At 72.8% G+C, this 22,013-nt stretch carries 14 protein-coding genes; 8 read left to right on the forward strand and 6 right to left on the reverse strand.

What is annotated here, in order from left to right; all coding sequences use genetic code 11:
* Positions 1–163 precede the first annotated feature (163 nt).
* The 3 genes from ABZT14_RS12000 (at position 164) to ABZT14_RS12010 (ending at position 3,110) form a co-directional block, all read left to right on the forward strand.
* Positions 164–1,531 carry an aspartate aminotransferase family protein gene (locus ABZT14_RS12000; RefSeq protein WP_356299959.1) on the forward strand — a complete coding sequence of 456 codons (1,368 nt, stop codon included), beginning with the start codon at positions 164–166 and terminating at the stop codon, positions 1,529–1,531.
* A 4-nt stretch (positions 1,532–1,535) separates the two neighbouring features.
* Positions 1,536–2,315 carry a GntR family transcriptional regulator gene (locus ABZT14_RS12005; protein WP_356299962.1) on the forward strand — a complete coding sequence of 260 codons (780 nt, stop codon included), beginning with the start codon at positions 1,536–1,538 and terminating at the stop codon, positions 2,313–2,315.
* Positions 2,316–2,459: 144 nt separating this feature from the next.
* The gene (locus tag ABZT14_RS12010) at positions 2,460–3,110 is read left to right on the forward strand and encodes a hypothetical protein (protein ID WP_356299965.1); all 651 of its coding nucleotides are present in this window, start codon (positions 2,460–2,462) and stop codon (positions 3,108–3,110) included.
* Positions 3,111–3,759: 649 nt separating this feature from the next.
* Here ABZT14_RS12010 and ABZT14_RS12015 read toward each other — a convergent pair.
* Positions 3,760–4,452 (reverse strand): SLATT domain-containing protein, encoded by a 693-nt coding sequence (locus ABZT14_RS12015; RefSeq protein ID WP_356300190.1) that lies wholly within the window; start codon positions 4,450–4,452, stop codon positions 3,760–3,762.
* 1,122 nt (positions 4,453–5,574) lie between these two features.
* Here ABZT14_RS12015 and purD point away from each other — a divergent pair.
* From purD to ABZT14_RS12035, 4 genes are all read left to right on the forward strand, one after another.
* Positions 5,575–6,849, forward strand: a complete 1,275-nt coding sequence (purD, locus tag ABZT14_RS12020; protein WP_356299968.1) for a phosphoribosylamine--glycine ligase — start codon at positions 5,575–5,577, stop codon at positions 6,847–6,849.
* 590 nt (positions 6,850–7,439) lie between these two features.
* Positions 7,440–9,056, forward strand: coding sequence for a hypothetical protein (locus ABZT14_RS12025; protein WP_356299970.1), 1,617 nt, complete (start codon positions 7,440–7,442; stop codon positions 9,054–9,056).
* 344 nt (positions 9,057–9,400) lie between these two features.
* Positions 9,401–10,873, forward strand: coding sequence for a N,N-dimethylformamidase beta subunit family domain-containing protein (locus ABZT14_RS12030; protein ID WP_356299973.1), 1,473 nt, complete (start codon positions 9,401–9,403; stop codon positions 10,871–10,873).
* Positions 10,874–11,811: 938 nt separating this feature from the next.
* Complete coding sequence (locus tag ABZT14_RS12035) at positions 11,812–12,711, forward strand: phosphoribosylaminoimidazolesuccinocarboxamide synthase (RefSeq protein WP_356299976.1); 900 nt, start codon at positions 11,812–11,814, stop codon at positions 12,709–12,711.
* A gap of 975 nt (positions 12,712–13,686) precedes the next feature.
* On the opposite strand, the gene ABZT14_RS12040 is transcribed toward ABZT14_RS12035, so the two are convergent.
* Positions 13,687–14,463 carry a carbon-nitrogen family hydrolase gene (locus ABZT14_RS12040; RefSeq protein ID WP_356300193.1) on the reverse strand — a complete coding sequence of 259 codons (777 nt, stop codon included), beginning with the start codon at positions 14,461–14,463 and terminating at the stop codon, positions 13,687–13,689.
* Positions 14,464–14,618: 155 nt separating this feature from the next.
* On the opposite strand from ABZT14_RS12040, the gene ABZT14_RS12045 reads away from it, so the two are divergent.
* Positions 14,619–15,452: a maleylpyruvate isomerase family mycothiol-dependent enzyme gene (locus tag ABZT14_RS12045; protein ID WP_356299979.1), complete on the forward strand. Its 834-nt coding sequence runs from the start codon at positions 14,619–14,621 to the stop codon at positions 15,450–15,452.
* Between the two features lie 213 nt (positions 15,453–15,665).
* Here the strand turns inward: ABZT14_RS12045 and ABZT14_RS12050 are convergent, their stop codons facing one another.
* The 4 genes from ABZT14_RS12050 to ABZT14_RS12065 all read right to left on the reverse strand — a co-directional run bounded on the left by ABZT14_RS12050 (position 15,666) and on the right by ABZT14_RS12065 (position 21,636).
* The gene (locus ABZT14_RS12050) at positions 15,666–16,985 is read right to left on the reverse strand and encodes an MFS transporter (protein WP_356299982.1); all 1,320 of its coding nucleotides are present in this window, start codon (positions 16,983–16,985) and stop codon (positions 15,666–15,668) included.
* Positions 16,982–17,701 (reverse strand): GntR family transcriptional regulator, encoded by a 720-nt coding sequence (locus tag ABZT14_RS12055; protein WP_356299985.1) that lies wholly within the window; start codon positions 17,699–17,701, stop codon positions 16,982–16,984. The genes ABZT14_RS12050 and ABZT14_RS12055 overlap by 4 nt, the downstream gene beginning before the upstream one ends.
* A gap of 552 nt (positions 17,702–18,253) precedes the next feature.
* Positions 18,254–19,414, reverse strand: a complete 1,161-nt coding sequence (pdhA, locus tag ABZT14_RS12060) for a pyruvate dehydrogenase (acetyl-transferring) E1 component subunit alpha (RefSeq protein ID WP_356299988.1) — start codon at positions 19,412–19,414, stop codon at positions 18,254–18,256.
* A 581-nt stretch (positions 19,415–19,995) separates the two neighbouring features.
* Positions 19,996–21,636 carry a protein kinase gene (locus ABZT14_RS12065; protein WP_356299991.1) on the reverse strand — a complete coding sequence of 547 codons (1,641 nt, stop codon included), beginning with the start codon at positions 21,634–21,636 and terminating at the stop codon, positions 19,996–19,998.
* Between the last annotated feature and the right edge of the window lie 377 nt (positions 21,637–22,013).

Raw genomic sequence — 22,013 nt, forward strand, 5'->3', positions numbered from 1 at the left:
ACCCCCCGCCACACCCCCCTGATCCCCCCACACCCCCGTGACCAGGGCCGCCACCCGGGAGGCGGCACAAAGGGAGCCCTCCGGTCCGGGGGCGTCAACCAGGCCCGATGGCTAGGGTGGACGGCCGGGGGCCAGCGTCGAAGTCAAGTGAGAGGTGACAGGAATGACCAGTGAGTCCGGCAGGCCCGACAAGGCGACGGTCAAGGCCGCAGACCGCGCCCACGTCTTCCACTCCTGGTCCGCCCAGGGGCAGATCGACCCGCTGGCGGTCGACCGGGGGGAGGGCTCCCACTTCTGGGACATGGACGGAAACCGCTATCTGGACTTCTCCTCCCAGCTGGTCAACACCAACATCGGGCACCAGCACCCCAAGGTGGTGGCCGCCATCCAGGAGCAGGCCGGCAGGATGTGCACCATGGCGCCCGGCTTCGCCATCGACGTGCGCTCCGAGGCCGCCCGGCTGATCGCCGAACGCACCCCCGGCGACCTCAACCGGATCTTCTTCACCAACGGCGGGGCCGAGGCGGTGGAGAACGCCGTCCGCATGGCCCGCCTCCACACCGGCCGCGCCAAGGTCCTCAGCACCTACCGCTCGTACCACGGCGCCACCTCACAGGCCATCAACCTCACCGGCGACCCCCGCCGTTGGGCCTCCGACACCGCCAGCTCCGGGGTGGTGCACTTCTTCGGCCCCCACCTGTACCGCAGCCACTTCTACGCCGAGACCGAGGAACAGGAGTGCCAGCGGGCGCTGGCGCACCTGGAGGAGACCATCGTCTACGAGGGCCCCGGCACCGTCGCCGCGGTCATCCTGGAGACCATCGTCGGCACCGCCGGAGTGCTGATGCCCCCCGCCGGCTACCTCGCCGGCGTCCGCGAGATCTGCGACCGGCACGGGGTGGTGTTCATCCTCGACGAGGTGATGGCCGGCTTCGGCCGCACCGGCACCTGGTTCGCCGCCGACCTCTACGACGTCACCCCCGACCTGCTCACCTTCGCCAAGGGCGTCAACTCCGGCTACGTCCCCCTCGGCGGCGTCGCCATCTCCGAGGCCATCGCCGCCCAGTTCGAACAGCGCCCCTACCCCGGCGGGCTCACCTACTCCGGCCACCCCCTCGCCTGCGCCTCCGCCGTGGCCACCCTGAACGCCATGGCCGAGGAGGACATCGTCGGCAACGCCCAGCGCATCGGCGAGCGGGTGCTCGGCCCCGGCCTGCGGCAGATCGCCGAACGGCACCCCTCGGTCGGCGAGGTGCGCGGCGTCGGCGTGTTCTGGGCCCTGGACCTGGTGCGCAGCCGGGAGACCCGCGAACCCCTGGTGCCCTACAACGCCTCGGGGGACGCCAACCAGCCGATGGCCGAGTTCGCGAACGCCTGCAAGCAGGCCGGGCTCTGGCCGTTCGTCAACATGAACCGCACCCACGTGGTGCCGCCCTGCACCATCACCGAGACGGAGGCCAAGGACGGTCTGGCCATCCTGGACGGCGCCCTCTCGGTCGCCGACCGGCACACCGTCGCGGCAGGGAGCTGAGGGCGTGATCCAGCGCAGTACCCTGCGCGCCCAGATCGCCGCCGCGCTGCGCGAGGACATCGTCGCGGCGCGGCTCCCCGCCGGCCGGCAGTTCACCGTCAAGGAGATCGCCGAACAGTACGGGGTGTCCGCCACCCCCGTACGGGAGGCCCTGGTCGACCTGTCCGCCCAGGGCCTGCTCGACATGGAACAGCACCGGGGCTTCCGGGTGCACGAGTTCGGGCTCGCCGACTACCGCGCCATGGTGGAGGCCCGGGCCCTGATCGTGGAGGGCGTGTTCCGGCAGGCGATGAGGGTGACCGGGCCCGGGCAGGCCCCGGGCCAGGTCGCCCGGCAGGTGGCCGAACAGGTCCCGGAAGCCACCCAGGACCTCATCCACGAGGCGGTCAGCGCCACCCACGACGCGGAGGTGGTCGCCGGTGTCGTACGCCGGGGCTCAGCCGCCGAACGCGCCGCCCTCAAAGGCGAGTTGGACGTACTGATCGGCTGCGACCTGCGGTTCTGGCGGGAACTCGGCAGCACCCTGGCCAACCCCTACCTCAGCGAGTTCCTGGACCGGATACGGGTCCAGTGCTGGGCCTACGTGGTCCCCCACCTACGACAGCGCCCCGACCTGAGCGGCCAACTGTGGTCCGGCCACCGGGAGTTGGCCGAGGCCATCCGCGACCAGGACGTACCCGCCGCCCGCCGGCTGGTCGCCGACTACAACGCCCACTCCCTGGCCCTCGGCGACACCGTCAGCGAGGCGTCGGGGAGCGGCACCGACCCCCACCGGTACGGGTGAGGCCCACGGGGCCAGCGAAACACCCGACGTCACCACCCCCCCGGCCCCGTCGGCCCGCCGCCGTTTACAGCGAGTCGATCACTGGGCCATCCTGGAACCAGGGAGTCCGCGCGGACTCCCAGCCGGCGTATAGAGGAGCACCCCTTGGCCTGTGATCTCTGGCTGGTCCCCCTCGTCGACGTGCTGTGCCACAGTCCCGACAACCCCTTCGCCGAGGAGATCGCGACCTACGACAAGGCGCTGAACGCCTCCGGGCTGCCCTCGGTACCGGTCTACGCCTACATGCCCGGACTCTCCGGCGAGGTCGCCCCGGTGGCCGGCTTCGACTACGACGCCCTGCACCTGCTGCGCCGCGCCCGGCTGCTCCAGCTGTGCGGGCTGGAGGTCACCCCGGTCGACGTTCTCGGCGGCGACTACGAACAGCTGCTGGAGATGTTCGAGCCCACCGCCCAGACCTCGCACCTGGTGTGGCACTACGACCACGCCGGGGCCTACGTCCCCATCGACTTCCCCGCTCCCCTGGCCAACGACGAGCTGCTGGAGGGCGGCGGCCCCCTCGGCTCCTCGCACGGACTGCTGAGAGAGCTGGAGGCGGTCGCCCACACCCTGGGCATCGACCACGCCAACCCGCCCCCACCACCCGAACCCCCCACCCGCCCCACCGAGTTGGACGAGCCGGCCACCGTGCCGCACTACGGCGACGGCCCGTTCGCCCGGGAACGTCACGTCTGGCTGGGCCTGCACACGGCCGCCACCCGTAGTCTCGCCCAGGGCTCGATGATCATCTTCAGCTGATCCCCTCCAGGGGAGGTGATCAGCTGACCCTGGCGCGGTCACGGTGGCAGTGGGTCGGTGACCGGTCGGCGGGTGGATGGGCGGTTGGGCTGGCGGGTTGGCGGTGACCGGGTACGAGGGGCGGTGGTGGCCGTCGTTCACCCTCTGTGCCCTGCCGTGGGTGGGGCCGGCCGGCTGGGTCGCGGTGGCAGTGGGTCGGTGACCGGTCCGGTGGTCGGACGGGTTGGCGGGTTGGCGGGTTGGTGGTGAACGTACGAGGGCGGTTGGTGGTGGCCGCCGTTCACGGTTCATCCCTCTCGGGCAGGGGCGCCGGCCTGGGCGCGGTCACGGTGGCAGTGGGTCCAGGTGACCGGTCCGGTGGCGCCCCGGTACGGCGGTGGTGGGTGGCCGTCGCCGTCGGTCCACCCCGGTCGCGGGGGCGGTACGCCCGGGGATGCCGGGGCCCGTACACCAGGGGCAGAGGCGCCGTGAGGGCGGCGGTGTCCCGCCCACGAGGTCACGCGGTCCCCTCGGGTGGGGGCTTGGCTCGCCCGTGGCCGGCTGAGGTGGTGGGAGGGGCCGGGAGCGGAGGCCGCCCCGGGGCTCAGCGCGGAGCCGCGTCGGAACATCCCCGCGGGGGGCTCCCACCCGGTGAGGGCACCGCGAGGGCTCAGCGCTCCGGTGGACGCTGCCGGGGCATGTTGGCCCGCACCCCGGGCGGGGACGGGAAGCGGTTCACCGGGGCGGCCGGCGCGCACTCCGGGTGCCGGCCACCACAGCCGGCCTCCCGTGCCACGGCCACCCCGCCGACCCCGGTCGGCACCGAGGGGGCGCCCACCCGGAACTCCACCATCCAGTCGGAGGTCTCGGCCCGTACCAGCCCCGAGACGTCCTCGGTGAACCGGCGCAGTACCGCTAGGCAGCGTTCCGCCGCCTCACCCGCGCTGCCCTCGGTGGGGCCCAGCACCTCCCGTACCGACTCGGTCGCCCAGTCGTACTGCAACTCCTCAAGGCGCCGCCGTACCGCCTGGGCGGTGGCCATGTCGCGCATCCAGCCCGAGGTCAGGCCGAAGAAGCGGTCACCGGCCACACAGGCCGCCGCCGCCAGCAGTGCCGGGTACCCCCACACGCCCAGGCCGGCCCCCAGGACCCCGGCCAGTTCCAGCAACGGGAGCGCCGCCCCGGTCACCGCGCCCAGCGCGGCCCCCAGTCGCAGCAGTCGCGCCCACCGACGCTTGCGCCGTCGGTCGGTCAGGTACCAGTCGATGACCCACAGCGCCCCGTCCTCCACCCAGCGGTACAACTCGTCGAGCCGCTCGGCCGGTTGCTCCCAGTCGCCGGAGGGGAACACCCGGCCCGGCAGGTCCCCACGGCCACCGAACCGGCCCCGGAACCCGGACCCCGGTGCCCGTCTCCGGGCCGACCGCTCAGACCGGCCCGCGAGAGCCGGATCGTCCTCGGGGTGCCTAGATGGCTGACTCACCCGTCGCTCCTTGAACGTGGAAAAGTGACCACCGCGATCACAGTGATGCCTGGCGGCGAGCCCCTGGCAGCGAGCCCCTGACACTGGCTCTGGACAGAGGCTCCCGGCGGTCAGGCCGGACAGCGACTCCGGCGAGCGGCTCCGAACAGCGACTCCGAGGAACCACTCTGGAGAGCCGACTCCCGACAGCGGTCCCCGTGTGACACCTCCGGCGACACAGGGACCCACGGTTCACCAGGACCACGGCGGAGACCCTTCCTACCCCCAAACGTGGCAACGCGACGCCACTTTCCGGCGCGTTACGAGGAGGGAACACCCCTCATCAGCTAAGGGACCTCGGGCCATACACCCGAAAGTGTGCCCAGCCGCCGGGCCCGGACAGACGTCCGCCCGACCACCCCGCCGCCGTACAGGCGGCCCTCCCCGACCACCCGACCCCGGCAGGAGCCAGCAACGGCGACCTCCCCTCGGGGGGTGGGAGGCCTCCTCTTCGCGGGGGAGCCTGCGCGCGTGCGCTCGCTCGCGGGGGCTGGCCCTTGAGGGGGTGGGATGGTGGGGCCCTGGCTTTCCGGGGGAGGGGCCGGGCGGGAACGGTAACTTCCGTGCGCGGCGGGGGTGTTGTGGGTGCGCCACCAGCTCCCGTGGGTGGTGGGCGTTGTGGGTCGTGGGGACGCGTAGGACCGGAGGGCTGGCTCCTGTGGGGGAGAGCGTGGGTGTGCGCTCGCTCCTCGGGGCTGACTCGTGGGGAGGGGTCCGGTGGGGGGCAGGAGAGCGGGACTGGCCTGTGAGGGGGAGTGGGGTCGCGGGGGTGACAACTCCCGGGGGCGGTCGGGCGGTTGTCGATGGCCGAGGCGTACGGGGGTGGGCCGTGCCCGGCGCGTACGGCTCCGCCTCCCGGCCCCCGGGGAAGCGAACAACGGAGGTCACGCTTCGAAGGGCACCGGCCTCCCTCGCCCCGGGGCGTGACGTACCACCCGCACCGCTCCTCTAGGGTGAGCGACTGTGAAGGTCCTCGTCATCGGCGGCGGCGCCCGCGAACACGCCCTGTGCCGCGCCCTTACCCACGATCCCGACGTCACCGCCGTCCACTGCGCCCCCGGCAACGCCGGCATCGCCGAGGTGGCCACCCTCCACCAGGTCGACCCCCTCGACCCGGCGGCCGTCACCCGCCTCGCCGCCGACCTCGGCGTACGGCTGGCCGTCGTCGGCCCCGAGGCGCCCCTGGTCAACGGGGTCGCCGACGCCCTGCGCGCGGCCGGCGTCGACACCTTCGGCCCCTCCGCCGAGGCCGCCCGACTGGAGGGCTCCAAGGCCTTTGCCAAGGACGTGATGGCCGCCGCCGGGGTACCCACCGCGCGTTCCTACGTGTGCTCCACCCCGGAACAGGTCGACTCCGCCCTCGACGCCTTCGGCCCCCCGTACGTCGTCAAGGACGACGGGCTGGCCGCCGGCAAGGGCGTGGTGGTCACCGAGGACCAGGCCGCCGCCCGCGCCCACGCCGTGAGTTGCGCACGCGTGGTCATCGAGGAGTACCTGGACGGGCCGGAGGTGTCCCTGTTCGCCGTCACCGACGGCGAGACGGTCGTCCCGCTCCAGCCCGCGCAGGACTTCAAGCGCGCCCACGACCAGGACGAGGGCCCCAACACCGGCGGTATGGGCGCCTACTCGCCCCTCCCCTGGGCCGACCCCAAACTGGTCGACGAGGTCCTGCACACCGTGCTCCAGCCCACCGTCGACGAACTCCGCCGACGCGGCACCCCCTTCTCCGGGCTGCTGTACGCCGGCCTGGCCCTCACCAGCAGAGGCGTACGGGTCATCGAGTTCAACGCCCGCTTCGGCGACCCGGAGACCCAGGTCGTCCTCGCCCGGCTGCGTACCCCCCTGGGCGGGCTCCTCCACGCCGCCGCCACCGGCAACCTCGCCGAACTGCCCCCGCTGCGCTGGTCCTCCGACGCCGCCGTCACCGTGGTACTGGCCGCACGGGACTACCCCGCCACCCCCCGTACGGGCGACCCCGTGCAAGGCCTGGACCAGGTCGCCGCCGAGGACGCCCCGCACGCCTGGGTGCTCCACGCCGGTACCCGGCGCGACGAGCAGGGGCGGGTGGTCAGCGCCGGGGGACGGGTCCTGTCCGTCACCGCCACCGGAGCCGACCTCAGCACGGCACGCGACCGCGCCTACCGCGCCCTCTCCCGCCTCCACCTGGACGGCGCCCACCACCGCACCGACATCGCCCTGGCGGCGGCCCGCGACGAGGCTTCGGGGCAGTCCGGGTAGTCGAGCGGTGGTCGGACCCCGACGGTGACTGGCGGTTCTTGCCCGGGTCCCGGTGCCGGGGTCGGTGCCTTCCGGGGGGCGGGCGCGGGTTGGCCGTCCATGTGTCGGGGGGACCGTCACCGTCCGACACCGCGCTGTCGGTGACCGAGGACCGGCCGCTGTGACGGCCCCCGCGTTCGGCCCGGCTGTCGCTGGCGCCCCCCTGCGGGTCACGGCGCCCCGCGCCGGCGTACGCGGCCGTACGGCGCCGCTCCGGTGGCGAGCGCGCGCCCCATGGGCGCCCCATGAGGCCCCCGCCCGTCCCCCCGTGGACGCCCAGCGGGCGAGCCCTCGCGTACGGCTGATCCCGGACATACCGGGGCGGCCAGGGGCACCCTCCTCCCGCCCCGATACGCAATAGCTCTACCCAGAGCCATTCCATCGAGTGACGGTCACCGGGATTCCGGGACGGCGTCGCCCACCCCAACTAGTGTTCCCCGCAAGCCAAGTTCCGTCGTCTGGCCCATCGCGATTGCGGTGTCGGCCCGCGGTGTCACAGTGGGGGCATCACGCACCGCGACGACGAGACCCGGGGGGTGACACACCGGCCCATGACCGCACACGACACACAGGAACCCGGCGCGCCCGCGTACGCCCGCGCCGTACTCCGCATCCGAGGCGCCGCCCTGGCCCTCGCCCTCCTCCCCACCGCCCTCGCCGTCATCGGCCACACCGCCCGGGCCCAACACCTCCTCCCCCCGAGCTGGGACACCCCCCTCACCGTCCTCACCCTCCTCGCCGCCGCCACCCTGCTCGGCACCGCCGCCCTCGCCCTCGCCATCTCCCGCGCCCGACCCACCCCCATCCCCACCGTCGAGGTCCCCCACGACAGCGCCCCCGACCTCCACCACCTCATCCAACGACTCGCCCACCAACTCCAGGTCCCCGCACCCCACACCCTCGCCCTCACCCCCGACTGCGACAGCTGGCTCGAAGACCAGCACCCACCCCGCCGGCCCCTCACCCGCGCCCCCACCCCCCGCCACACCCTCGTCATCGGCTCCCCCTTCCTGTGGTGGATGCGCCCCGCCGAACTCCGGGCCCTGCTCGCCCCCGTCGTCGCCGGCACCGCGCCCGCCAGCGACCCCGACATCCGCAGCGCCCGCCGCCTGGTCCGCGCCCTCGACGCCGCCAGCACCCCCCACCCCCGTACGACCGCCACCCGCCCCTGGCACGCCCTGGTCGCCCGCTGCGCCCGCGCCCTGCTGCGCCCCATCACCCCCTACGCCCAGCGCATGGAACAGCTCCTCGCCCTGGGCGCCGCCGAACACGCCCGCGAGGTCGACCTCGGCCCCCGTATCGCCGCCCAGGAACAGGTCGGACTCGCCTACGCCGGCTGGGACCGCCTCCTCACCCGGGTCGCCGAACCCGCCTGGCGCCTCGGACGCTGGCCCCACCAACTCCACACCGGCGTCGCCCACGCCCTCGCCGAACTCTCCCAACGCGACCGGCTCGCCGGCGACTTCTCCCACCGCCTCGACACCCCCGCCGCCTCCGCGCTGCTCACCGACCCGGCACGGATGGACGAGACCGTCTCCCTGCTGACCGCCGAACTCTGCCACGGCCCGACCCCCGACCACTGGTCCCCCGTGGACTGGGACCACTACCCACTCCAGGTGGTCGACCAGCACTGGCGCCGCGACGCCCGCCGGCTGTTCCACACCCTCGACGGCCTCCCCGAACCCGCCCCCGAGGAGGCCGCGCCGACCCCCGAACCCGCCTCCGTCGGACGCGCCCCCCACCGCGGCGCCCCCACCCGCGACGGCGGCACCCCCGCCCCCGACTGCGACCGGCTCGAAGGGCCCACCCTCGCCCGCCTCCTACGCCACCTCACCCCGGAGCGGCTCGACACCCTCGCCGCCCGCCTCAGCGCCGTACACGCCCGCACCGAGCCCCCCACCCCGGGCGGCACACTCCAACCCCCGCGCACCGGACGGGAGTTGATGGCCGATCACCTCACCGCCGCAGTCTGCTGCGCCGCCGTCGACAGCGGGCGGGCCAGCCCCGACCTCGACTGGCTGGACGGCCCCGCCCTCCGCCACGACGGCCACACCCTCCAACCCGACGGCCCCGTGGGCGAGTTGGTCGACCACGGCGACCCCACCCCGTTGCGCGACTGGATGGCACACCACGGCATCAGGGCCGACCGGCCCATACGACTGGAGTAAACCCATACGAGCAGAAACGAACCCGACACAGTCGAAGTGAAGCCCATATGACCCGGGTGAACCGGACACCTTCAAACACGGCCAAAAAATCCGGGCGACCGCCCCACCGGGGATCGAATCGCGCGCACCTGGGTAACGCCCAAGGGGAAAGCCTGCGTTGGCCGCCCGACGAGCCCGCGACAATTGGTGAGGTTCCGCTCGCATGATGTGATGGCCCCCGGCGCGAGAACGCCACCGGCCATCCGGGCAACCGACGAAGGACGCACACCGCGCGGAGCGAGAACACCGGACGCCAGCACCACGGCGCGAAGACCGCAGCGCGGTCGAGGGAGGGGAGCTGGCAGATGGGCGCGGGGCAGGGTGGACGATGGGAGTCGGGCGCCCTGGCGCACGGGGTCGCGGACCCCTTCGGCCAAGGGCCCGTGCCCTGGCTGCGCGGCAGCGAGAACTACTTCGACAACGGCCAGGTCATCCCCTGGTACGTCGACACCCCCGGCACCACCGACCCGCACCACATCCGCTCCGGCCACGGACTGCGTACCTCCGACGACGTCACCTGCCAGATCAAGGGCTTCGCCTCCAACGGCTCGGTCGCACCCGGCGAGTCCATCGACTTCCGCGTCACCGTCAACCCCCCGCAGCCCTTCAGCGTCGACATCTACCGCATCGGCCACTACGGCGGCGCCGGAGCCACCAAGATCACCACCAGTCCCCGGCTCGCCGGCATCGTGCAACCCGCCCCCCTCGCCGTGGACCGCACCGTCTCCTGCCACCACTGGTGGCTCTCCTGGCGCCTCCAGATTCCCGACTACTGGAGCACCGGAGCCCACGTCGCCGTCCTCACCACCGCCGACGGCTACCGCTCCCACGTCCCCTTCACCATCCGGGGACCCCACACCGCCCCGCTGCTCCTGTTGTTGCCCGACGTCACCTGGCAGGCGTACAACCTCTTCCCCGAGGACGGGCACCTCGGCGCCAGCTTCTACCACGCCTGGGACGACGAGGGCCGACTACTCGGCGAAGCCGACGCCGCGCTCACCCTCTCCTTCGACCGCCCCTACGCCGGCGCCGGCCTGCCCCTCCACGTCGGCCACGCCTACGACTTCATCCGCTGGGCCGAACGCCACGACTACCCCCTCGCCTACGCCGACGCCCGCGACCTGCACTCCGGCCGCATCGACCCCACCCACTACCGGGGGCTGATCTTCCCCGGCCACGACGAGTACTGGTCCATCCCCATGCGGCGGGCCGTGGAGAAGGCCCGCGACGCCGGTACCAGCCTGGTCTTCCTGTCCGCCAACACCATGTACTGGCAGGTCGAACTCGAGAACCTCCCCTCCGGCGCCCAGGACCGGCTGCTGACCTGCCACAAGAGACGCGGACCAGGACGCCCGGCCCTCTGGAGGGAACAGGGCGAGCCCGAACAACAGCTCATCGGCATCCAGTACGCCGGCAAGGTGCCCGAACCCCATCCGCTGATCGTCCGCAAGGCCGAACACTGGCTCTGGCAGGGCATCGACGCCACCGAGGGCACCGAACTCCCGCAGCTGGTCGCCGGCGAGGCCGACCGCTACTTCCCCCGCACCAGCCTCCCCGAGCACGACGAACGGCTGCTCCTCGCCCACTCCCCGTACCAGGACGTCCGGGGTACCCGCCGCCACCAGGAGACCTCCCTCTACCAGGCCCCCAGCGGCGCCCTGGTCTTCGCCTCCGGCACCTTCGCCTGGTCGCCCACCCTCGACCGCCCCGGCCATGTGGACGACCGCGTCCAGCGGGTCACCGCCAACCTGATCGACCACATCATCGGCCCCCGCTAGAGACGGGGGCCGAGGGAGTCCAGGGGGCTTCCAGGGGCTCAGGCGGGCGCGTGGCCAGGCTGGGGTGTCCCGTCCGCCTCAGAGCGCCACCGGTGTTCCGGGACGACCCGAACCGGATGACCTGGTGCCCTCGTCCGCCCCGGGACGCCGTGCCGTGCCCCGGTTCCACCGTGTGGGGACACCGCCCGTTGTCCGTGCGCCGTTCCTCGGGGGAGACGGCGCCCCTCCGTTCGTACGGGCATGTCGCCGGGGTGACCTGAGGGGGCGCTCACATGGCGGGAGACGGCGCCCCTCCGTTCGTACGGGCACGGTGTCCGTCCCACTGAGCGGTGCCTCGTCCTCTGGCCGGTCGGTGACCTCCCGGTCGGCGACAACGTGGGGGCGGTGGTCGGGTGGGCCGGCCGTCCGGGGGCGGCCTGTCGGGGAACGGTTCGCCGGGGTGCGTGGGGTGCTGTCCGGGGTGGGGAGGGTGTGGGTGCTGGGGCGTTGCTGGTGGGGATCACTCCAGGTGGGGCCACTCGTAGGGCTCGTAGGGGGAGGGCCGGCCTTCGTGGTGGGCAGCGCCGTGTCGTGTTCCTCCGCCGGTTCCGGGTTCACCGCACTTCGGGGCCCGCGGTCACTTGTTGGGGTCGGGGCTGGGGCGGCGGGGTCGCCGGGCCGGGCACGCCTGGGGGTCGCCGGGGATGTTGGGGGGCGCCGGGGTGCGCTCACGAGCCACGGGACGGGCGGTGCCGGGGCTGGGGCTGGGGCGGGGTGGGGTTGGGGGTGCGGTCGCCGTCCAGCGGGGTGCACGAGGGCGTGCGTTCGGGCATCAGGGGCCGCCCTGGTGCCCGGTTCGCATTCGCGAGTGGCCCCTGCGAGGCTGGGCCCGGTGGCTGGACAAGAATGACCAACGAGGGCAACCACCACCACATCACCACCTCGTCAGGAGTCACACCGTGTCTGGATTCGTCGAGAAGCCCCAGCCCGCCCAGGTGCCGGGACTGGTGCATCTGCACACCGGAAAGGTGCGCGACCTCTACCGCAACGGTGACGGACACCTGGTGATGGTCGCCTCCGACCGGATCTCCGCCTACGACTGGGTGCTCCCCACCGAGATCCCCGACAAGGGCCGTGTCCTGACCCAGCTCTCCCTCTGGTGGTTCGACCAACTCGTCGATCTGCTTCCCCACCACGTGCTGTCCACCGAGCCACCGGCCGGCGCCCCCGAGGACTGGAAGGGGCGCACCCTGGTGTGCCGGGCCCTCGACATGGTGCCTGTGGAGTGTGTGGCCCGGGGGTACCTCACCGGTTCCGGGTTCGCCGAGTACCAGCAGACACGAACCGTGTGCGGTCTGGCCCTGCCCGAGGGGCTGGAGGACGGTTCACGGTTGCCCTCGCCGATCTTCACCCCGGCCACCAAGGCCGAGGTCGGGGAGCACGACGAGAACGTCACCTACGAGGAGGTGGCCCGCCAGGTCGGCGCCGAGACCGCCACCCTGCTGCGGCAGCACACCCTGGCCCTCTACTCCCGTGCTGGGGAGATCGCCGAGGAACGCGGGATCATCCTGGCGGACACCAAGTTCGAGTTCGGTTTCGCCGGCGGGGAGTTGGTGATCGCCGACGAGGTCCTCACCCCGGACTCCTCCCGCTTCTGGCCCGCCGACCAGTGGCAGCCGGGTCGGGCTCAGCCGTCGTTCGACAAGCAGTACGTACGGGACTGGCTCACCGGGCCCGACTCCGGTTGGGACCGCACCAGCGAGGAGCCTCCGCCGCCGTTGCCGCCGCAGGTCGTGGAGCAGACCCGCGCCAAGTACGTCGAGGCGTACCGACTGTTGACCGGTACGCCCTGGGAGTAGACCCTCCTGCCGGGGTGCCGGGGTGCCGGGGGTTGGCGAGGTGGTGGGCTGCTGGTTGGGCAACGGGTTTGGTTGTGGGGGATTTTCCCCGGCCCCCCTTTCCCCCCAAGCCCACCCTCCACCACCTCCTCCGAGACGCCCGAGGGTGCGCACAAACCGGCCCCCAGGCGTGGACGACCTCCGCTCCACCCGCTGTCCACGACACCACCCCCACCCCCCAAAGATAGGGAGCCAAAGCCCCTCCACAGAGCAGGGTGAAAGCAGCCGGTCACAACGAGCCCGCACGGTGCACGAACGGAGATCACCGCGGCACCACCCATCATCACCCACCCACCAAAAATCCCCGAAGTTATCCACAACCCCCTATCCACAGGCCCCAATCCACCACAAAACCTGTGACAACCCGACCCCACCCCACGCACCCCCAAACCCCGAGTGCACCCCTCCAACCAGCTCACCCACCCACCAGTAAACCCACCACCAAGCACCCACCCGACCCGCCCCAAGCCCCCACCCCCAACCCAAGCGACACCCCACCGCACTGCACCCCACTGAGCCCCCACCCCACCCACCCCACTGAGCCCCACCCCACTGCCCCGCCCCACTCCCCCCCGCCTCCTCCGAGGCGCCCCGCATCAACTCCGTTGCGGGCACAGGGGCCGGCGAGGCGCCCACCCCGTAGGCACTCACCCCGTAGGCACCCGGACCACACCGCCCACTGCCCCACCCGCCGCCCCATCCACTGCCCAACCCACCGCCCCACCGACGGCCCGTCAACTCCCCTCAGTCAGGTCTCCGTTGGCCACCCTCGTGGCGCGGCACCGCCGGTGCGCCACCCCCATACCGCACCCCCTCCGAGGCCGGCGCTCCCCGAGGCCGGCCCCCTGGAGAGCTGTCCGGCCGTACGGCCGGACAGCCCCCGGACCCCCCGGACAGGCCCGCCCGGGGAATCCCCCGAGGCCCGAGGCCCCGGGGTCAGAGCACCCGGTCCTTGAGGGCGGGGAAGGACTCCCGTACCGAGGCGACCTGGGACAGGTCGAACTCGGCGGTGACCACCCGCTCCTCGTTGTCCTCGGTGGCGGCGACCACCTCGCCCCAGGGGTCGTAGACCGCGCTGCGGCCCGCCTGGGGTACGCCCGCGTGCTCGCCGGCGGTACCGCAGGCCAGGACGAAGGTCTGGTTCTCCACCGCCCGGGCGCGGGCCAGCAGGGTCCAGTGCTCCGCCCGCTTGGCGGGCCAGCCGGCCGGAATCACCAGCACCTGGGAGCCGGCGTCCACCAGGGTGCGGAACAGTTCGGGGAAGCGGAGGTCGTAGCAGGTGGCCAGGCCGAGCTGGGTGTCCGGCAGGGTGACCGTGGCGGGGGCCACCCCCGCGCCCATCATGGTGGCCTCGCCCTTGTCGAAGCCGAACCGGTGGATCTTGCGGTAGTTCTGGGCGAGTTGGCCCTCGGGGTCGAGCACCAGCGAGGTGTTGAACAGGGTGCCGTCGGTGGCCCGCTCCACGATCGAGCCGGCGTGCAGCCAGGCGCCGGCCTGGCGCGCGGCCTCGGACATGACCTGGAAGGTGGGGCCCTCCAGCAGTTCCGCGTGCTCGTCGAAGAGGTCGTAGGCGAAGGCCCCGACCGGCCAGAGTTCGGGGAGGACCACGAGGTCGGCGTCCTTCTGTGCGGCGACGAGGTCACCCACACGTGTCCGACGGTCCTCGACCGTTTCATCCGGGTTGACGTCGATCTGGAGGAGCGAGGCGCGCACCGTATCACCGTCCATGGAATCCAGAGGGTTGTATGGGCCTACGATCGTCACCGCAAACCACTGCCACCATGCCCTGGTGCAGCGTAACTTGAGGGCATCCGACCCGCATGGCACATGCCCAGACCATTGAACGATCCGTACCGTCGAGGGGTCCCGTGACCGACCATCCAAGTCTTCAGCCCTATGCCGACGCCTGGACCCAATCCATCGAGGCCATATCGGAGTTGGTGGGTCCGCTCACTGAGGGGGAGTGGAACCGCCGCACGGAGATTCCGGGCTGGTCGGTGCGGGATGTGGTCTCCCACGTGATCGGGGTGGAGTGCGAGTTGCTGGGGGATCCCCGGCCCATCCACTCGCTGCCCCAGGACCTGTTCCACGTGACCGACGACTTCACCCGGCACATGGAGATACAGGTCGACGTACGTAGGCACCACACCGCGCCGGAGATGACCAGCGAGCTGGAGTACACCATCATCCGCCGGTGCCGGCAGCTGCGGAACGACAGCAGGTCCCCGGAGGCGGAGGTGCACTCGGTCCTCGGGCCCAGGGCGGGCAAGGTGACCCTGGAGCAGCAGCTGCGTTTCCGGGTCTTCGACGTGTGGGCCCACGAACAGGACCTCCGCAGGGCGTTGGACAAGCCCGGCAACCTGGACTCCCCCGCCGCCCTGATCGCCCGGGACGTCCTGGTGGAGGGGCTGCCCAAGGTGGTGGCCGGCCGGGCCGGGGCGCCCGCCGGGTCGGCGGTGGTCTTCGACATCAGCGGGCCGGTGGAGTTCCTGCGCACCGTACGGGTGGACGAGGAGGGTCGGGGCACGGTCGACGGCAGCCCCTCCCTGGGCCCGCTGGCCACCCTCGGTACGGACTGGGAGACCTTCCTCCGGCTCGCCTGCGGGCGGGTACGGCCCAAGGCGGTCGAGGAACAGGTCACCGTCGAGGGGGACAAGGACCTCGCCGACCGCATCCTGCACTCCCTCGCCCTGACGCCGTAACCCTCTCCCGTACGAGCCGTGCCACCCGTACGACGAGCCCGAGGGCCGTCACCGCCGGGGTGCCTGGCGCCCCGGCGTACGGTCGGCGGCCCCGCCGCTGGCCCAACCGCCCCCGCGCGGCGGGGAGTTGGGCCAGCTCGCACCCTCGGGCAGGGCCGGCGGCCGGCGTGACCTGAGGCGTGGGATGCCCCTCGGGGTGGTGGACCGGGGGGTTCACGCCGGTACGTGCACCGCCTCCACCCGGCTGGCCACCAGCCGCTCCTGTTCCCGGCGGTGGGCGCGGCGCCGGAGGCGGAGGATCTGCCAGGCGCCCAGTGCCTGGAGGACGAAGACGCTGCCGAAGGCGACCCGGTAGTCGTCGCCGCTGAGGTCCAGCAGGACGCCCACGGACAACAGGGTGGCCATGGAGGCGGTGAAGCCGCCCATGTTGACGATGCCGGAGGCGGTGCCCTGGAGGGAGGGCGGGTTGGCCGGACGGGAGAAGTCGAACCCGATCATGGAGGCCGGACCGCAGGCGCCCAACACCACGCACAGCGCGGCCAGTACGCCCACCGGGGCGTGCCCCGGCCAGTAGACGGCGGCGGCCCACAGGACGGCGGTGGTGGCCACCGTACCCAGGGCGATGGGGGCCCGCGCGGCGTGGTGGCGGGCGATGACCTGGCCGAAGACCAGCCCGACCACCATGTTGGAGGCCACGATCAGGGTGAGCAGTTCGCCGGCGTCCTCGCGGGACATGCCCTGCGCCTCGACCAGGTAGGGCAGCCCCCACAGCAGCAGGAAGAACATCATCGGGAACTGGGTGGTGAAGTGCACCCACAGTCCCAGCCGGGTACCTGGTTCGCGCCAGGCACCGGCTATCTGCCGCCGCAGTCCGCCCAGCCTGGCGCGGGGCGCCGGTTCGGGCGCGTGGCCCTCGGGGTGGTCCCGCAGGAACGCCAGCACCAGTACCAGGACCACCACCCCGGCGAGGGTGCTGCCCAGGAAGGTGGTCGTCCAGCCCAGCCGGTCCAGCGACCGGGAGAGCACCAGGGTGGAGACCAGGTTGCCGGTCATGCCGATCAGCCCGGCGAACTGGGCCACCACCGGCCCCCGTCGGGCGGGGAACCAGCGGGTGCCCAGCCGGAGCACGCTGATGAAGGTCATGGCGTCGCCGCAGCCCAGCAGGGCGCGGGCGGCCAGGGCCGTGCCGTAGGTCTGCGACAGGGCGAAGGCCAGCTGCCCGGCGGTGAACAGCGCGGCGCCGGTGATCAGCACCTTCTTGGTGCCCAGCCGGTCGACCAGCAGTCCCACCGGGATCTGCATCCCGGCGTACACCAGTAGTTGGAGGATGGAGAAGCTGCTCAGCGCGGAGGCGTTGATGTGGAACCGCTCGGTGGCGTCGATCCCGGCGACGCCCAGGCTGGTGCGGAAGATGATCGCGACGAAGTAGACCGAGACGCCGACCGACCACACCAGCACCGCGCGACGTCCGCCGAGTCCGCTGTCGGCGTCGGTACGGGGCCTGGGGATCGACGGGGTGGGTCCGGCGCTCACCGCACTTCTCCGCTGGCCAGGTTGCGTACCCAGCTCACGTGGCGGCCCACGGCCTCCACGGCCGCGTCGGCGTCGCCGTCCCGCAGGGCCCGGAGGATCTCCGCGTGTTCGGCGATGGTCTTGGCGATCCGGTCCGGGTGGGCGTGCATCACGGCCACCCCCATCCGCAGTTGCCGGTCCCGCAGCTGGTCGTAGAGGCGGGAGAGGATCTCGTTGCCGGTACCCCGGACGATCTCGGCGTGGAAGCACCGGTCGGTGACCGCGACCGCCGCCAGGTCGCCGGCCTCGGCCTGTTCCCGCTGGCGTTCCAGCAGTTCGCTGAGCCGCTCGATCAGGGCGGGGGCGGCGGGCACGGCCTTGCGGGCCGCGTACTGCTCCACCAGCAGCCGGGTCTCCACCACGTCGGTGATCTCCCGGGCGGACACCGGCAGCACCAGGGCGCCCTTCTTGGGGTAGAGCCGGATCAGTCCCTCGACCTCCAGCCGCAGCAGGGCCTCGCGCACCGGGGTGCGGGAGACGCCGACGGCTTCGGCCAGTTCGCCCTCGGTGAGCAGGGTGCCGCCCTCGTACTCGCGGTGGAGGACCGCCTGTTTGACGTGGGCGTAGACCCGCTCGGCGGCGGGCGGACGCTTGGCGCGGGGTGCCGCCGGGGCGTCGGTGGTGTCGTTGGCCGGAGTGGTGTGGGTGTCGGTACCGGAAGTGGTCGCCAGGGCCATGCACTCACCATAGATACAACATGTGCGCGTCCGGCAGGACTGTCCGCGATACGGAACGGCACATCGGTGTACGTGGGTTCACGGACGCGCGTACCGATGTCCGCGCGCCCCCTGCCGGGGGCGTCCGTACGTCAGCCCGCGTCCCGCACCCGCCCCAGGTCGGGCCGGTGGTCCCCCTTCGGCCGGCCCGGGGGTACGGGCGTGGGGTGGCCGCCGACGCGGCTGAAGAGGGCCCGGAGAGGGGAGAGGCCCGGTGACCCGGAACACCCCGCCGAGCCGGCCCACACCCCCCGGGTCACCGCCCCCGGGGCCCTCCTCCGTCGCGGAGCGCGGCGCCACGTCGCGTGCCCCGGCCAGCGGGCGAGGTCGCCGTTGGCCGCCGAGCGGTTGCCGAGGGGTTGCCGGTGGTCGCCGAGGGGTCGCCGAGGGGTTGCCGGTGGTCGCCGAGGGGTTGCCGTTGGCCGCCGATGGGGGCGCCGTTGGTCGTGCGGGTCGCGGTGTGGGCGGGCCCTCGGCGTGGTTGCCGGTGGTCGTGCGGGTCAGAGTCACCGGTCAGGGCGGGCCCTCGGCGTGGTTGCCGGTGTCCGGGGCGAAGGAGGCCTGGTAGGCGTCGAACTCGGCGCGTTCCCGGGCGACCTGGGAGTGGTCCTCCGCGTAGACGTGGTCGAAGATCGCCGTCGGGTCGGGGTCGGGCATCTCCCGTACGGTCCCGCGCACCCTGCGGGCCAGTTCCTCGCTCTCGGCGTCCACCGACGACCAGAAGTCCTCGTCGGCCAGCCCCTCCCGCTCCAGGTGGCGCCGCAGCCGCAGGACGGGGTCCCGTCGCCGCCAGGTCTCCCGCTCCTCCTCCGACCGGTATCGGCTGGGGTCGTCGGAGGTGGTGTGGGCGCCCATCCGGTAGGTGAACGCCTCGACCAGGGTGGGCCCCTCGCCCGCGCGGGCGCGCCGTAGGGCGTCGCGGGTGACGGCCAGGCAGGCCAGTACGTCGTTGCCGTCCACCCGTATCCCGGGGAAGCCGTAGCCGCTGGAGCGGCGGTACAGCGGCGCCCTGCTCTGCAACGTGGTGGGCTCGGAGATGGCCCACTGGTTGTTCTGGCAGAAGAAGACCACCGGGGCCTGGTGGACGGCGGCGAAGGTGAAGGCCTCGGCCACGTCGCCCTGGCTGGTGGCGCCGTCGCCGAAGTAGGCGATCACCGCCGAGGGCCCGCCGCCTGTGGGGGCGTCCATCGCGGCGCCCATGGCGTAGCCGGCGGCGTGCAGGGCCTGGGAGCCGATCACGATGGTGTACAGGTGGAAGTTGTTCTCCCCGGGGTCCCAGCCGCCGTGGTTCACGCCCCGGAACATCCCCAGCAGCTTGGTGGGGTCGACGCCTCGGCACCAGGCGACGCCGTGCTCGCGGTAGGTGGGGAAGACGTAGTCGTCCTCGCGCAGTGCCCGGCCGGAACCGATCTGGGCCGCCTCCTGCCCGAGCAGCGAGGCCCACAGGCCCAGTTCGCCCTGGCGTTGCAGCGTGGTGGCCTCGGCGTCGAACCGTCGGGTGAGGACCATGTCCCGGTACAGGCCGCGCAGCAGCTCGGGGTCGGCGTCGACCGTGTACGGGGGGTGGGGGCGGCGCTCGCCCTCGGGGGTGAGCAGTTGTACGGCGTCCTCCGGCGGCGCGTCCGTACCGTCCGGGGTGCCTCGCGGTGCTGTGGCGGTGCTGTCCACGGTCACGCCTCTCCTTGGTCCGTCCGACCCCGGGGACCGCCCGGTGGTGAGGGGACTCACCCGGTGTCCGTCGAGGGGGCCGCCGGGTGGGGAACGGGAGTCCCGCGTGTTCGGTTGCCGGGGCCCACGTCGGGGCCCACTTCCCAGTGTGCGGCGGTGTGGAGGCTCACGTCCTGTCCGTGGCGGTACACCTGCGGAGCGCGGGCGGCCCTGGAACGGCCGCGCGCTTTGCGCGGGTGCCCGAGCGACCTCTCGTGGCGGGCTTCGGTGGCCGGCTTACGACCCGGCTGACCCTTCGCGACCGAGCGCCGCCGTGGCCGCCATGGTCGTCGTGGCCGCCATGGCCTGCGTCGGCGTCCTCGGGAACCTCGCGCCGTCCCGACGCCGCACCCGCATCGGGACGTGGCCCCCGGGACGCGCGCTCACCACCGGAGCGGCACCGTACGGCCGGATACGGCGACACCGGGCGCCGGCCACGGCCGGGTACGGGGTGCCGTCACAGCGGCGAGGCCCACCCGGGAGGGCCGGTGAGCCCGGTCCGGGTGGACCTCGAAGGGGTGGGGGCGGGCCCGGGGCGGGCCGGGGCGTCAGCCGCCGGAGGCGCCCACGTCGTCGCCGCCCTCGTTGCCGTTGGAGGTGGCGCCCCCCTCGTTGCCCCCGCTCTGGGAACCGGTGGGGTCCGGGTCGCCGCCGTTGCCCCCGTTCCCGTTGTTCCCCCCGTTCCCGTTGCCGCCGTTGCCTCCGTTGCCCCCGTTTCCGTTTCCGCCGTTCCCGTTGTTGCCACCGTTGCCGTTGGTGCCCCCGTTGGCGGTGCCGCCGTTGGACGGGGTGCCGTCCGGGGGGTCGGTGTCGCTGGTCTCGGGCTCGGACGGTTCGGTCTCGGTGGTCTGCGGGTCGCTGGGGGTGAACGTGGGCTCACCGCCCACGGCCCCCTCGTCCTCGGTCTGGGTGGGGGAGGTGTCCGGTTCCTCGGTGTCCTTGGTCTTCGTCGGCGAGGAACTGGAGGGGCCGGGGTTGGGGTTGTCGTCGTCCTTGCCGCTCTGGAGGGCGAAGAAGATGCCGGCGGCGATGGCGATCACGGCCAGGAAGGCGATCAGCGCGTACTTCAGTCCGCCGCTCCTGCGCGGCTCCTGGTACGGGTAGTCGTCGTCCTCGTTGACCGGGCGCCCCATCACCATCGGGGCCTGGGTGGCGTCCGAGCGGTTGACGTCGGTGCCCATCGGGGGCGTGTGCCCCCCGCCGGTCGGCACGGTCGGGCCGGTGTTCCACAACCCGCCGGTGTGGCTGCCCTGTTCGTGGAGCATCCGCAGGCCGTACTGGGTCAGCCCCCGCATCTCCTCGGCCGTCTGGAAACGGTCGTCCGGGTCCTTCGCCAGCGAGCGGGCCACCAGCCCGTCCAGCTCGGGCGGTGCCTCGTCGGACACCTCGGAGGGCAGCGCCGGGACGTCCTGGACGTGCTGGTACACCACCGACAGCGGGGTCTCGCCGACGAACGGCGGCCGGCCGGTGAGGAGTTCGTACAGCAGGCAGCCGGTGGCGTACAGGTCGGAACGGGTGTCCACGGTCTTGCCGAGGGCCTGCTCCGGGGAGAGGTACTGCGGGGTGCCCATCACCATGCCGGTCTGCGTCATGGTGTTGGAGGCGCCGTGCAGGGCGCGGGCGATGCCGAAGTCCATCACCTTCACCGCGCCGTTGTTGGTGATGATGACGTTGGCCGGCTTGATGTCCCGGTGGACGATGCCGTGGTGGTGGCTGTACGCCAGGGCCTCCAGCACCCCCGAGACGATGATCAGCGCCTGGTCCGGCGGCGGTGCCTCGGCGTTGAGCAGCAGGTCGCGGATGGTGTGGCCCTCGACCAGCTCCATCACGATGTAGGGGATGACGTTGCCGGCGACCATCTCCTCGCCGGAGTCGTACACCGCGACCACGGCGTGGTGGTTGAGCCCGGCCACCGACTGTGCCTCGCGGGTGAAGCGGGCCTTGGACACCGGGTCCTCGGCCAGGTCGTTGCGCAGCAGCTTCACCGCCACGGTGCGCCCCAGCCGTACGTCGTCGGCGGCGAAGACCTCGGCCATGCCGCCCCGGCCGAGGCGGCGGGTCAGCCGGTAACGGCCGTCTCCGACCAGCCCGTTGTTGCCCCACATCTCGGGTGAGTCGGACATGGAGGGGCCCTGGCCGTCCGGGTCGTCGGGGTCCGAGGGGCCCCCGGCGGCTTGCGTCTGTGCCATCAGTCCTCGCCGTCCTGCCGTCCGTGCTGCCGATACCGCCGTCCCCGTGCGACCCCACCCGTGCCGGTCCCGGGCCGTCCGCCGGACCGCTGTCGTCCGCGGGCGCCTGCCCCGCGTGCGCACCGTCATGGGAGGCTACAGGTTCGGGTGGACGGCGTGGCTGACAAGCCATCCAAGTACCTGCCGGGGACGGCTCGCAAGTTCGCTGGGCGGTACGTCTGATGACGACAGGAACAGCACAGCTTCGAGACGGTGCCGTGACGGGCCGGGGTGAAGATGTCGTAGGGGTACCGCCTCCGCCACCGCCCCACCGGGGGGTCGAGGGTGACCTCTTGAGATAGTCAGAGGGCCGACCGGCGCACGTCGTGCGCGGAGTC

It is taken from the genome of Streptomyces sp. NPDC005438, from assembly GCF_040606315.1.
Taxonomy (GTDB): domain Bacteria; phylum Actinomycetota; class Actinomycetes; order Streptomycetales; family Streptomycetaceae; genus Streptomyces.

What these genes read in the sequence shown, in the direction of transcription:
- ABZT14_RS12055 (WP_356299985.1), bottom strand. Translation starts at nt 17,701, where the DNA reads ATGGCCCTGGCGACCACTTCCGGTACCGACACCCACACCACTCCGGCC.
- ABZT14_RS12000 (WP_356299959.1), top strand. Translation starts at nt 164, where the DNA reads ATGACCAGTGAGTCCGGCAGGCCCGACAAGGCGACGGTCAAGGCCGCA.
- ABZT14_RS12030 (WP_356299973.1), top strand. Translation starts at nt 9,401, where the DNA reads ATGGGCGCGGGGCAGGGTGGACGATGGGAGTCGGGCGCCCTGGCGCAC.
- ABZT14_RS12025 (WP_356299970.1), top strand. Translation starts at nt 7,440, where the DNA reads ATGACCGCACACGACACACAGGAACCCGGCGCGCCCGCGTACGCCCGC.
- ABZT14_RS12065 (WP_356299991.1), bottom strand. Translation starts at nt 21,636, where the DNA reads ATGGCACAGACGCAAGCCGCCGGGGGCCCCTCGGACCCCGACGACCCG.